Raw genomic sequence first — 12747 nt, 5'->3', positions numbered from 1 at the left:
CGCCCTGCATGTTCCCGCACCCCGTACAGGACCCTGTACGGGGTGCGGGAACTGGTAAACGGTGCGGGAAGCTATGCGCGCTGGGTGCGGTAGAGGTCGGGTTCGATGTACATGACGCGGGCGATCGGGATCTCCGCGCGCACCCTGGCCTCGGCCTCATCGATCGCCGCGGCGATATCGGTGATCTCCAATCCGGGCACGATCGACACCTTCGCGGCGACCAGCAGTTCGTCCGGGCCGAGGTACTGGGTGCGGAGGTGGATCACGCGATCGATGCGGGTTCCGTCGACCAGGCCCGCGCGGATCTTGTCGTCCTGGTCCGGCGTCGCGCCCTCGCCGATGAGCAGGCTCTTCATCTCCACGATGAGCACGATCGCGATGGTGCCCAGCAGGATGCCGATGCCGAGGGTGCCGATGCCGTCCCAGACCGGGTCGCCGGTCAGCATCGTGAGCACGACCGCCGCCAACGCCAGCACCAGGCCGACCAGCGCCCCGGTGTCCTCCAGCAGCACCACCGGCAGCTCCGGATTGCGGGAGTTGCGAATGAACCGCCACCAGCTCGTTCCGGCGCGCAGCGGCGCCGACTCGCGCATGGCGGTGATGAAGCTGTAGGTCTCGAGCCCGATGGCGATCACCAGGATCGCGACCGCCACGATCGGCGAGGTCAGCTCCTCGGGGTGCTGGATCTTGTGGATTCCCTCGTAGATGGAGAACATCGCGCCGAGGGTGAACAGCACCAGCGCGACCACGAACGAATAGAAGTACCGGTTGCGCCCGTAGCCGAACGGGTGCAGCTCGTCGGCCTCCTGCTGGGCCCGCTTCTGCCCGAGCAGCAGCAGGCCCTGGTTGCCGGTGTCGGCCACCGAGTGCACACCTTCGGCCAGCATCGATGCCGAACCCGTGATCGCCGCGCCGATGAACTTCGCCACCGCGATCCCGGCATTCGCGGTCAACGCCGCGAGAATCGCCTTCTTACCGCCACCCGCAGACATGGTGCCGCATCGGTCCTTTCGTCCTCGCCGCACGCCGGAGACCGCCGCCGTGTCGGATATGCCGGATCAACTTACCGCTGCCGTCCGTACTTCGCGTCACGGTAGTACACGCCGGGCCGCTCACTCGTCCCCGACGCAGGCACAGAACAGCTGCGCGTCGCCGTCGACCGCCTGGGCGCGGATATTCGAATCGGCGGCGGAGATCCAGGCCGCGTTGCCCGGCGTGATCCGCAATTCGGCGGCGCCCTGCCGCAGCCGCACGGTGCCGGCCGTGCACAGGATGATGCCGGGCCCGGTGCGCGGCACGGCCGTCGGCTCGGCGCCGGCCGTCAGATCGAAACGCCGCAGCGCGAACTCCGCCGCGGGAGCGCGGTACCGGAACGAGCCGTCCCCGACCGGCTCCGCCGTCACGATCGGCACGTCCAGCGGCTCGAAGTCCAGCACCCGCAACAGCTCCGGGACGTCGACGTGCTTGGGGGTCAGCCCGCCGCGCAGCACATTGTCGGAATTGGCCATGATCTCCACGCCGACGCCGTGCAGGTAGGCGTGCAGGTTTCCGGCGGCCAGGAACAAGCCCTGGCCCGGCTGCAGCGTCAACCGGTTCAGCAGCAGCGCGGCCAGCACGCCCGCATCACCGGGGTAGGCCTCGGCCAGCTCCAGCGTCGTGCGCGCCTCGGCGACGAACTCCTTACCCGCGGAAGGGGTTTCGCCGGTGCCGTGGCTGTCCGGGCAGTTCTTGTCGGACAGATACCGCACGCAGCCGTCGAGCACCTTCGGCAGCAGTCCGGCGAGCATCGCCTGCGGCAGCGTGATCCAGGTGGTGAACAGCGTCCGCAGGCCGTCCGAATCCGGTTGCGCGGCAAGCAGATCGGCGTACGGGGCCAGCTCCGGCACGGCGAGCGCTCGCAGCAGCGCGACGGTGCGGCGCGGATCGCGGAACCCGGCCAGCGCCTCGAACCGTTCCAGCGCGACCACCAGTTCGGGCTTGTGGCTGTCGTCGCGGTAGTTGCGCATCGGCGAATCCAGCGGCACCCGGGCCTGATTCTCCCGCTCGAAGCCGCCGCGTGCCTGTTCGGCACTGGGATGCGCCTGCAGCGACAGCGGCTCCTCGGCCGCCAGGATCTTCAGCAGGAACGGTAGCCGCCCGCCGAATGCCGGTGCGACCGCGCCCAATTCGCGCTGCGGATCGGCGGCCACCACATCGAGCAGCGAGGTGCTGTGGCCGTCGATGCTGACCTGTGCGGGATCGGCGGGATGGGCGCCGAACCACAGTTCGGCCTCCGGGTGTGCGGAAGGGACCGGTCGGCCGCACAGCTGAGCGAGTGCGGTGCGCGACCCCCAGGCGTAGGAACGCAACGCACCAACGAGTTCGTGCACTAGTAGCGTCCCCCGTCGTACCGCTCCGGACGGTCGGTGGCCGGTCCGCAGCCCAGCAGGCGTAGGTACGCCGCCGCCATCTCCAGCCGGACCACCAGTACCGCAAGCTGTTCCAGTTCGCTTCCCACCCGGAACATCGGCCCGCCGCCCGGTAGCGGTTCGTCCGGCGGCGCCGCGGGCGGCCCGCCGGACTCGGTACTCATCAGCTCCACGTCCACGTTCACCAGATCGGCGTCGACCAGCCCGGCTCCCGCGCCGAACACCGCCAGCCGCCGCCGCGCCGCCACCTGATCGGCATCGGCGCTGACCACGAAGACCCGCACCCGCTCGACCGGCGCCGGACCGTCGAGCTGCTCGTCGTGGAACAGCGGGTCGAAGCCGGGTGCCGCCACGCCCGCCGCCTCGACCATGCGCGGATTGGCGGCCACCGCGTCGGCCAGGTCGGTGGCGGCGGCGATCTGCCCCGCCGCGGGCAGCAGCACCTCGGCGGCGTGCGCGGCCACCTCGGCCGCCGCGGGCGAGTCGCCGGTCAGCACGATGCGCCGTTCCCGCATGCGGGCGGCGAGGGCCTTGGCCGGGTTGTGGAACACCTCGTTGTGCGGTCCGTCGCGCAGCGCCTCGGCGTCGAGCACGTCGGCGAGCGCGCTCAGGTCCGGCACCAGCGGGCCGATCCGGGCCGGATCGATGGCCTGCAGCACCGCGACGCCGACGGCCAGGAACCGCAGCATCCGATTGTGGTCGAGCACCCGCACCCGCGGCGGCAGCAGCGCGGCCCGCCCGGCGGTCGCGGCCCGCAGCGGGCCCTCGTCCGGGGTTGCCACGACCACCTCGGCGCCGCGCTTGACGGCGCGATCCACCGCATCGATCAGGCGCGGATCGCCCGCGTCGTCCCCGGCGACGAGGACGGCGTCCAGCGGGCCCACCCACTGCGGGATGGCACCCGCGCGGACGATGGGCAGTCCGGCACGGTCACCCAGCGTGGCCACGAGCAGCGCGGCGGCGCGGTCGGCCCGTCCGGTGCCGGAGACCAGCACCAGGCTGCGGGGGCGCAGATCGTGCAGGCGGGCGAGCACATTCTCGTCGACCGCCGCGGCGGTGGCGCGCACCTGGGCGCCGCCGGAAGCAGCCGAGCGCAACGTGCCCCCGGAGTCGGCGGCCTCCAGCGAGGCGACGTCATCGAGGTCGAGTACCGGTGTCCCTGCGATCATCGGGCGTTGCCACCTCCCCTCAATCGGGTCACCAAGCCGGGTGTTCGCCCGGGTGAAGCTGTAACTGCGAACGAATTCGCACCTTGTGATTCCACTATTCCAGTCAGCCGCGGACGATGCTCAGGATCTCGGTTACGAGTGCGTCTACTTCCTCCTGCGATCGAGCCTCGACGTTGAGACGAAGCAGCGGTTCGGTATTGGAGGCGCGCAGGTTGAACCAGGCGTGGTCGGGCAGTTGCACGGTCACGCCGTCCATCCGGTCGATCGACCTGGCCCGTCCCTCGAACGCCGTGACCACCGCCATGGTCCGCCCCTGTGCGTCGTCCACTGTGGAGTTGATCTCCCCGGAGGCAGCATATGTTGCATACGCCGATGCCAGCTCCGACATCGGCCGGTCCTTCTCGCCGAGTGCGGCCAGCACGTGCAGGGCCGCGAGCATGCCGGAGTCGGCGCCCCAGAAGTCGCGGAAGTAGTAGTGCGCGGAGTGTTCGCCGCCGAAGATCGCCCCCGTGGCGGCCATCTGCTGCTTGATGAAGGAGTGCCCGACCCGGGTGCGCACCGGGGTGCCGCCCAGCTCGGTCACCAGCTCCGGCACCGCTCGTGAGGTGATGAGGTTGTGGATGACCGTGGCGCCGGGCTCCTTGGCCAACTCCCGCTCGGCGACCAGCGCGGTGATCGCGGAGGGGGACACCGGCTCGCCGCGCTCGTCGACGACGAAGCAGCGGTCGGCGTCGCCGTCGAAGGCCAGGCCGATGTCGGCGCCCGTCTCGCGGACGTACCGCTGCAGATCCACCAGGTTCTTCGGGTCCAGCGGGTTGGCCTCGTGGTTGGGGAAGGTGCCGTCCAGCTCGAAGTACAGGGGCGCGATGGTCAGCTGCGACACCGGGCCGAGCACCGCCGGAACGGTGTAGCCGCCCATGCCGTTGCCGGCGTCGACGGCGATCTGCAAGGGACGGATATCGTCGAGATCGACCAGATCGCGCAGGAATTCGGCGTAGGCGTCGAGCAGGTTCTGCTCGGCCGCGGTGCCGCGCGGGCCGTCGTGGGCGGGCACGCCGCCGACGAGTTCGTCGGTGATGGTGGCCAGACCGGTGTCCTGTCCGACCGGGAGCGCGTTGGCCCGGCACAGCTTGATGCCGTTGTAGCGGGCGGGATTGTGGCTGGCGGTGAACATGGCGCCGGGGCAGCTCAGGTGTCCCGAGGCGAAGTACAGCTCGTCGGTGGAGGCCAGCCCGATCTGGATCACGTCCAGGCCCTGGGACAGCACGCCGTCGGCGAACGCGTCCGCCAGGCCCGGCGAGGATTCCCGCATGTCGTGCCCGATGACGACGCGCGTCGCATCCTCGCGGCGCATCAGGCGCGCGAAGGAGGCGCCCACGTCCCGCACGAAGTCCGCGTCGATCTGTTCTCCGACCACACCGCGAACGTCGTACGCCTTGACAACTGCTTTCACGGACTCGGCAGACCGGGCGACTGTCATGGCCATCACCCTAGTCCGCAGCCACCGCAGAACGTATTCGGTACACCTGCGGATGCGCTGAGAACGACCCGACTTCGCCGTAGGCGAACACGAGACCTCGGCCCCGGTAGATCCCCGCCGCACGGCCCCAGGGGGCCGTGCGGCGGGGAACAAGAATGCCCAGCAGCGCCGCGCGGCGAAAGGGGATACCGGCGAGAGCTCTCAGTCCGTTCGCCGCGCCGCCTCTGGTTCCGTTTGCCGGGCAGCCTCTGGTTCTGGTCGTCGCGCTGTGTCTGGTTCTGGTCGTCGCGCGGTCTCTGGTTCCGATCGCCGCGTCGTCTCAGGTTCCCGTCGTCGCGGTGCCTCTTATTTTCCTGTTGTCGCGGCCCCCTGGGGCCGCGACAACAGGATCAGTTCGGCGGGTCCGGCAGTACGCGCAGATGGCCGCGGCGGCCGGTGCGTCCGGGACGCCCGGTGCGGGCGGGACGCTGGGGAGCGGGGGAATAGTCCGGGTAACCGTGCGGCTCGGGCTCGGGTGCGCGGCGGCGCATCCCGGCCTCCCGGACCGCCTCGGCGAGCGCGGTCAGATCGTCGTCGTCCGGTGTGCTGGAGGAGAAGCCGCCCTCGTGGCGGACCATGTCCCAGCCCTTCGGCGCGGTGATCCGGGACGCATGGGTCTCGCACAGGTCCCAGGAGTGCGGCTCGGCGACGGTGGCCAGCGGGCCGACGACGGCCGTCGAGTCGGAGTACACATAGGTCAGCGTCGCAACGGCCGGGTTCTTGCAGGCCGGACGGCAGCAACGACGCAAGGGAATCACGCCATGGAGAGTAACGCCCCGCACGCCCGCGCGCCGAGAGACACGCTCGACCGGCCGAAGGTTGCTGGTTCGCAACGCTCGACACCCGTTGACTAGATTCGACACATGACCCGTTCACGGAAGCGGCGGCCGCCCACGGCGCGGTCGGTGATACGTCGTGGGCGCGGGGTTCGAGGACCCGTGCTGCCGCCGACCGTGCCCGCCTGGCGCACCCGGGGCCAGCAGTTCGACCGGCTGGTGCTGGAGGCGTTCGCGCCGCTGGACGGCCGCTGGCACGACCGCCTCACGAAACTGGATATCGCGGTCGACGATGTGCCGAAAATCCGTCCGCTGCACCCGGATTCGGTCTCCTGGCCGGACGAGGTGGTGGCCGACGGACCGGTGCCGCTGTCGCGGCTGATCCCGGCCGGCGTGGACCGGCACGGCGGCGCGACGCGGGCTCGCGTGGTGTTGTTCCGCAAACCGCTGGAGTTGCGCGCCAACGACCCGGACGATCTGGTGGACCTGCTGCGCGAGGTGCTCGTCCAGCAGATCGCCACCTACCTCGGCGTCGACCCGGACGTCATCGACCCGGAAGAATAACCGGGACGACAACACGGGGAGTCGATCCGGATCCTGCATCAGGTGTGCGGCTGGACTTCGGGCGATGCCCGGCGATTCGGGCGATGCCCAGTGATGGCAAAACCCTTGCCGCTTTCGCGAATTCGGTCGCGGCGGACCGGACGTGCCGTGGAGCCCCGGGAGTCCCCGGGCGCCCCACGGCTCAGCTGATGCCGCGCTTGAGGCGACGGCGCTCCCGCTCGGACAGGCCGCCCCAGATGCCGAAGCGCTCGTCGTGTGCGAGTGCGTACTCCAGGCACTCGTCGCGGACCTCACAGCCCATGCAGATCCGCTTGGCCTCCCGGGTCGATCCGCCCTTCTCGGGGAAGAACGCCTCGGGATCGGTCTGGGCGCACAGCGCCCGTTCCTGCCACTGTTCCTCGATGGTGTCGAACATCGTGTCGAAATCCGTGACGATGAGACTCAGCTTCGGCGGTTCAGGCTTGTGCTGAGTGCGTGCCCACTGTCCTCCTTGTGGCGTCGGATTGCCCGACTCCTCCCCAGTAGTCACTGTCTCACCCCCCTCTCGTTGGTCGTTCCGGATGTCAGCGCAGGCGCCAGGTGCTGCGCCTGCTGTGGAATCGGTTTGCGATACACCGCCAGGGTTGCCCGACGGGGCCAGCTCTTCGGCCATCGCTCCGCCTCCTCACTGTGTGTTAGCGCAGAATGATTTTCCGTCGGAACCGATCTGCCCACCGACGGCCCAACACCGCGACGTTGTCCCGCGGACATCCCCGAGCTCGTCATTCCGATGCGAACGGGTGTTCGAAACTTGGCCCGCGCCTTGCACTCTCGCGCCGACCCGGAATGACATGCCTGTGATTAGACACGCCGGACGCGGCGATGGTCAAGCTGCCGACACAATTCCGTTACTATCCGCCGCCGGTTTCGATGCGGTTCGGTGACCCTCGAGTAGCAAATGACCAGCAAATATGCTCCGAAGCGTGACCTTCGTGGCACCGCATAGGCTGTGCGGATGTGACTGGAGAACAAGCGGACATCGCACCCGAGATCGGCCCGCGCATTGCCGTGCTGGTCGGCGGAGTCGGTGGCGCGCGCTTCCTGCAGGGCGTGCGCGAACTGCTGCCCGAGGCCGACGTTTCGGCCATCGTCAACGTCGGTGACGACGTGTGGATGCACGGGCTGCGCATCTGCCCCGACCTGGACACCTGCATGTATACGCTCGGCGGCGGTATCGACACCGAACGTGGCTGGGGACGGCAGGGCGAAACCTGGCATGCCAAGGAGGAGCTGGCGAAATACCGTGCTCAGCCGGATTGGTTCGGTCTCGGTGATCGTGATATCGCCACACATCTGGTCCGCAGCGAAATGCTGCGCGCAGGATACCCGCTGTCGGCGGTTACCGAAGCGCTGTGCAACCGGTGGCAGCCGGGCGTGAAACTGCTCCCGGCAACCGACGACAGATGTGAAACGCACGTTGTCATCAGTGACCCCGACAAGCCTGGCGAACGCCGCGCGATTCATTTTCAGGAGTGGTGGGTACGCTATCGCGCGAACGTCGAGACCCATGGATTCGTCACAATCGGGGCGGATCAGGCCAAACCGGCGCCAAATGTGACGCAAATCATAGCGGACGCCGACGCGGTTCTACTGGCCCCCTCCAACCCAGTGGTCAGCATCGGCTCCATCCTCGCCGTGCCGGGCATTCGCGGAGCGCTGCGGACCACCGGCGCGAAGGTGGTGGGCCTGTCGCCGGTGATCGATGGAAAACCGTTGCGCGGCATGGCCGATGAGTGCCTCTCGGTGATCGGCGTGCAGACCTCCGCGGAGGCGGTGGGCGGCTACTACGGCGCCCGCTCGGACACCGGAATTCTGGACGGCTGGCTGGTGCATTCCACCGATACCGCCGAGGTGCCGGGCGTCGAGGTGCGCAGCGTGCCGCTGCTGATGACCGACCCCGCCGCCACCGCCGAAATGGTGCGCGAAGCACTGGATCTCGCGGGGGTGAAGCCGTGAGCGAGCTATCGCACCCGCGCGAGCCCGTGCCCTCGCCCGCGGGCGATCACGCGCCCGGCGGCGAGCTGACGATCATCCCCGTGACCGGGCTGCCCGAATTTCGGCCGGGCGACGACGTCGCCGAACACCTTGCGGCACAGGCGCCCTGGCTGCGCGACGGTGACGTGCTGGTGGTCACCAGCAAGATCGTCGCCAAGGCCGAGGGACGCATCGTCGCCGCACCCGCCGATCCGGACGAACGAGACACGCTGCGGCGCAGGCTCGTCCGCGACGAGGCGGTCCGGGTGCTGGCCCAGAAGGGCCGGACGCTGATCACCGAGAATCGGATCGGCATCGTGCAGGCCGCCTCCGGCGTCGACGGCTCGAACGTCGAACAGGGTGAATTGGTGCTGCTGCCTGCCGATCCCGACGGCAGCGCCAAGGCGCTGCGGGCCGCGCTGGCCGCGCGGCTGGGCGTGGATGTCGCCGTGGTCATCACCGACACCATGGGCCGGGCCTGGCGGATCGGCCAGACCGACGCCGCGATCGGCTCGGCCGGGTTGCGCGTGGTGCACGACTATGCGGGAGCGATCGACGGGCAGGGCAACGAGCTGCAGGTCACCCAGGTCGCCGTGGCGGATGAGCTGGCCGCGGCGGCCGACCTGGTGAAGGGGAAGCTGGGCGGCGTCCCGGTCGCGGTGGTGCGCGGGTGGTCGACCGACGACGACGGTTCCACCGCCGCGGCACTGCTGCGCCGCGGCGACGAGGACCTGTTCTGGCTGGGCACCGCCGAGGCCCTGCAGCGGGGCCGCGGCGAGGCCCTGCTGATGCGGCGGTCGGTTCGGCAATTCGCCGACACCCCGGTCGATCCCGAGCTGATCCGGTCCGCGGTCTCGGTGGCGCTCACCGCTCCCGCGCCGCACCACACCCGCCCGGTGCGGTTCGTCTGGTTGCGGCGCGACGGGTTGCGCGAGCGGTTGCTGGAGGCGATGGCCGACAAGTGGCGCGCGGACCTGACCGCCGATGGGCTGCCCCCGGAACGGGTGGAGCGGCGGATTGCCCGCGGCCGCATCCTGTTCGACGCCCCCGAGGTGATCATTCCGTTCTGCGTCCCCGACGGCGCGCACGCCTACCCGGACGAGCGCCGCCGCGCCGCGGAGTCCACCATGTTCACCGTGGCGGTGGGCGCGGCCGTGCAGGGCCTGCTGGTCTCGCTGGCCACCAAGGGTGTCGGCAGCTGCTGGATCGGATCCACCATCTTCGCCCCGGAGATCACCCGCGAGGTGCTGGGCCTGGAGCCGGACTGGAACCCCTTGGGCGGCATCGCGATCGGCTATCCGACGGAGGAACTGGCCCCTCGGGAACCCCGCGAGTCGGACTTCGGCCTGCTCGAGTTGTGAGGGGTCCCTCGATTCCGGGGGCCGTTGATGTGCCGGACGACCAGGACTACTGAAGGGAACACATGACGGCGGAATCATTGCATGCATCGGCCACCGACCTGCTGGAAACTTGGTCTCCCCCAACGAGTTCGGATCAGTCGATCCGGCAGGCGATGCTGGCGTTCCTGGGCTCGGCGCCGCGCGGTTGCCTGCGCGAGCACGCGCCCGGCCACATCACCGCCTCGGCGATGGTGTTCTCCCACGACGAGCGCGAGGTGCTGCTGACCCTGCATCCCCGCGTGGGCCTGTGGATCCAGTTGGGCGGCCACTGCGAGGAGACCGACGACACCGTCCTCGGCGCCGCCCTGCGCGAGGCCGTCGAGGAATCCGGGATCGATGACCTGACGATCGAGCCGGGCCTGTACGGCATCCAGGCCCACCCCATCACCTGTTCCCTCGGCGTCCCCACCCGCCACCTGGACCTGGTCTTCAAGATCAAGGCCCCGAAAGCCGCAGTCCCCGTACGCAGCTCGGAATCCACCGATCTCCGCTGGTGGCCCGTCGACGCCCTCCCCGCCGACACGGATCTTCTGCTTCACTGACATTTCACTTCGAGTTCGAGAGCGGCAACGCCCGAGTGGAGAGAGCGTTGTGTACAGCGCGATGGCTGCGGCAATGCGCCGCCTGGCGGCCCGATTGGCCGACGATGTGGTGCATGCCGGATCCGGTGACGCCGAGCAGATCCGCGACCTCATCAACCGTCCCTTGCGGGAGATATCCCGGGCATCGACCGACGGCGACGGCCGGGGCGCCGACGAAGTCCACCGCGCCGCCGAGACGACAACCCCGGCAGGGTTGTCCGTACCGGCTACTACACGCCGGGAGCCGAGGTTCTTTGCTACTCCCGCAGCAGCGCAGGCGTATGGGACCAGGACATGGGGAGCCACCGTCAGAGGTCTGACATCGTCCCAACGGGGGTTGTTGACGAACTACACGAGCGGGTACAGCACGACGATCAACGACCTGCTGCGTGAGGGTTTCCCGCTCTGGCCGACACTCCGGGAGAAAGTCGATGAACTGGACGCGATAGTGCGGCTGCAACCGACCCATGAGTGGATTCGGGTTCACAAGACCATCCAGTCTCGGAGGCTCCTGCCCGACGTCGACATCGCCGACGTGACCCCCGGGTACCGCGGTCGGTTCCGCGATTTCGTGAGCACGTCGATGCATCGTGATGGCATCTCGGGCCTGCAATGGCTCGAGGGACGGGATGTTGATGCGACGATCGATGTTGCACCGGGAACACCGGCGGTCTATGTCGGCGACGTGTCGGACAACCCGGCGGAGTTCGAACTGCTGCTCGGCCGGGATCTGGATTTCGACCTTGCCGACCGCCAGCGCGTCGGCGACCGATGGACCGCGAACATCAGCATTCTGCCGCAGTAGTCGCTGCGGATGCGCCTCGGCCGTGGAGATATGACGGTGGCCGGGCCCGCACATGGAAGCGCCGGCGCACTGACGCCTGGGGGGAGGCGGAGTGCGCCGGCGCACTGGGCCCGGCCCGGGAACAAGGCGGGTTAGGCCGGGACCAGGTCTTTCTTCTCTTCGGTCGACGGATGGTCGTCGACCATGGTGGACTCGTCGAACGGCAGCTGCCGGTTCAGCACTGCCCGCACGCGGTCGGGGTCGAGGGTGCCGGTCCAGGTGCCGATGAGCACGGTGGCGACGGCATTGCCGGAGAAGTTGGTGACGGCGCGGGCCTCCGACATGAACCGGTCGATGCCCACGATCAGGCCGACGCCGTCGAGCAGTTCGGGCCGGTGGCTCTGCAGCCCGCCCGCCAGCGTCGCCAGGCCCGCACCGGTGACACCCGCCGCACCCTTGGACGCCACGATCATGAACACCAGCAGCCCCAGCTGTTCGGTCCACGACAGCGGCTTGCCCATGGCGTCGGCGATGAACAGCGTCGCCATCGTCAGGTAGATCGCGGTGCCGTCGAGGTTGAACGAATATCCGGTCGGCACCACGATGCCCACGGTCGTCCGCTCCACCCCCATGTGCTCCATCTTCGCGATGAGCCGCGGCAGCGCCGACTCCGACGACGAGGTGGAGACGATCAGCAGGTACTCCCGCGCCAGATACCGGACCAGCTTGAAGATCGACACGCCGGACGCGACCCTCATCATCACGCCCAGCACGCCGAATACGAACACCACGCAGGTCAGGTAGAACGCCACCATCAGCAGCGCCAGCTGCTTGACCGCCTCCAGCCCCGTCGACGCCACCACATTGGCGATGGCACCGAACGCGCCGATCGGCGCGAGCCACAGGATCATCGTCAGGATCCGGAACACCAATTTCTGAATCAGCCCGACCGCGTTCAGGATCGGCTCACCCGAGCGGCCCATCGCCTGGATCGCGAATCCGGCCAGCAGCGCCACGAACAGCGCCTGCAGCACGCTGCCCGAGGTCAGCGACGACAGCAGCGAATTCGGGATGATGCTCTCCAGGAACTGCCACGTACCGCCGGCGCCCTCGGCCTGTTTGGCGTACTTGGCGGCGTCCTTCGCGTGGTCGGCGATATTCAGGCCGCTGCCCGGCTCCAGCACATTGCCCACCACCAGGCCGATCGCCAGCGCGAAGGTGGACATCACCATGAAGTACGCGAGCGTCAGCCCGCCGACCTTCCCGACCCGCGACGCCGCGCGCACCGAGCCGATGCCGAGCACGATGGTGCAGAAGATGACCGGCGCGATCATCATCTTGATCAGGTTCACGAACATCGTGCCCAGCTCGCCGACCGACTTGCCGAACCCCGGGGCCAGCCAGCCGACGAGGATGCCGGCCAGCACCGCCACGATGACGGCGAGATAGAGCCAGTGGGTGCGGTCGCGTCGCCGCGGTCGCGTCGTCTGTTCGGTCATACGAGTGTGTGCCTCCGGATCCTGCGGTGTGCGA

12 protein-coding genes are annotated in these 12747 nt (G+C 69.0%); 5 read left to right on the top strand and 7 right to left on the bottom strand.

All coding sequences use genetic code 11. The features are described from left to right. Window positions 1-71: 71 nt before the first annotated feature. The 5 genes from NM1_RS01405 to NM1_RS01385 all read right to left on the bottom strand — a co-directional run bounded on the left by NM1_RS01405 (window position 72) and on the right by NM1_RS01385 (window position 5854). Entirely contained in the window at window positions 72-992 is a 921-nt protein-coding gene (locus NM1_RS01405; RefSeq protein WP_068012900.1) for a cation diffusion facilitator family transporter, read from the bottom strand. Between the two features lie 120 nt (window positions 993-1112). After that, entirely contained in the window at window positions 1113-2369 is a 1257-nt protein-coding gene (gene manA, locus NM1_RS01400; RefSeq protein ID WP_068012898.1) for a mannose-6-phosphate isomerase, class I, read from the bottom strand. Further along, window positions 2369-3577 carry a tobH protein gene (locus NM1_RS01395; protein ID WP_068012896.1) on the bottom strand — a complete coding sequence of 403 codons (1209 nt, stop codon included), beginning with the start codon at window positions 3575-3577 and terminating at the stop codon, window positions 2369-2371. Before NM1_RS01395 ends, manA begins: the two co-directional genes overlap by 1 nt. A gap of 103 nt (window positions 3578-3680) precedes the next feature. Further along, window positions 3681-5057 (bottom strand): phosphomannomutase/phosphoglucomutase, encoded by a 1377-nt coding sequence (locus NM1_RS01390; protein ID WP_068013011.1) that lies wholly within the window; start codon window positions 5055-5057, stop codon window positions 3681-3683. A 389-nt stretch (window positions 5058-5446) separates the two neighbouring features. Beyond that, window positions 5447-5854: a DUF3499 domain-containing protein gene (locus tag NM1_RS01385; protein ID WP_084519048.1), complete on the bottom strand. Its 408-nt coding sequence runs from the start codon at window positions 5852-5854 to the stop codon at window positions 5447-5449. A 105-nt stretch (window positions 5855-5959) separates the two neighbouring features. Between NM1_RS01385 and NM1_RS01380 the strand changes: the two genes are divergently transcribed. Beyond that, the gene (locus tag NM1_RS01380; RefSeq protein ID WP_169814181.1) at window positions 5960-6436 is read left to right on the top strand and encodes a metallopeptidase family protein; all 477 of its coding nucleotides are present in this window, start codon (window positions 5960-5962) and stop codon (window positions 6434-6436) included. 181 nt (window positions 6437-6617) lie between these two features. Here NM1_RS01380 and NM1_RS01375 read toward each other — a convergent pair whose 3' ends face one another. Continuing rightward, window positions 6618-6851, bottom strand: coding sequence for a WhiB family transcriptional regulator (locus tag NM1_RS01375; protein WP_030515006.1), 234 nt, complete (start codon window positions 6849-6851; stop codon window positions 6618-6620). 626 nt (window positions 6852-7477) lie between these two features. Between NM1_RS01375 and cofD the strand changes: the two genes are divergently transcribed. From cofD to NM1_RS40695, 4 genes are all read left to right on the top strand, one after another. Next, a complete protein-coding gene (gene cofD, locus NM1_RS01370; protein WP_246011049.1) occupies window positions 7478-8431 on the top strand; it encodes a 2-phospho-L-lactate transferase in 954 nt (317 codons plus the stop codon). Then, window positions 8428-9810, top strand: a complete 1383-nt coding sequence (locus NM1_RS01365) for a coenzyme F420-0:L-glutamate ligase (protein WP_068012893.1) — start codon at window positions 8428-8430, stop codon at window positions 9808-9810. Before cofD ends, NM1_RS01365 begins: the two co-directional genes overlap by 4 nt. 62 nt (window positions 9811-9872) lie before the next feature. Further along, window positions 9873-10391, top strand: coding sequence for an NUDIX hydrolase (locus NM1_RS01360; RefSeq protein WP_068012891.1), 519 nt, complete (start codon window positions 9873-9875; stop codon window positions 10389-10391). Window positions 10392-10440: 49 nt separating this feature from the next. Beyond that, window positions 10441-11235 carry an ADP-ribosyltransferase gene (locus NM1_RS40695; protein WP_084519046.1) on the top strand — a complete coding sequence of 265 codons (795 nt, stop codon included), beginning with the start codon at window positions 10441-10443 and terminating at the stop codon, window positions 11233-11235. A 131-nt stretch (window positions 11236-11366) separates the two neighbouring features. Here the strand turns inward: NM1_RS40695 and NM1_RS01350 are convergent, their stop codons facing one another. Then, window positions 11367-12713, bottom strand: coding sequence for a cation:dicarboxylate symporter family transporter (locus NM1_RS01350; RefSeq protein WP_068012885.1), 1347 nt, complete (start codon window positions 12711-12713; stop codon window positions 11367-11369). Window positions 12714-12747 lie beyond the last annotated feature (34 nt).

The organism is Nocardia mexicana NBRC 108244, assembly GCF_001613165.1.
Classification (GTDB): Bacteria; Actinomycetota; Actinomycetes; order Mycobacteriales; family Mycobacteriaceae; genus Nocardia; species Nocardia mexicana.
The sequence above is the reverse complement of the archived record's forward strand: the minus strand, read 5'-3'. Positions and strand labels throughout refer to the sequence as shown.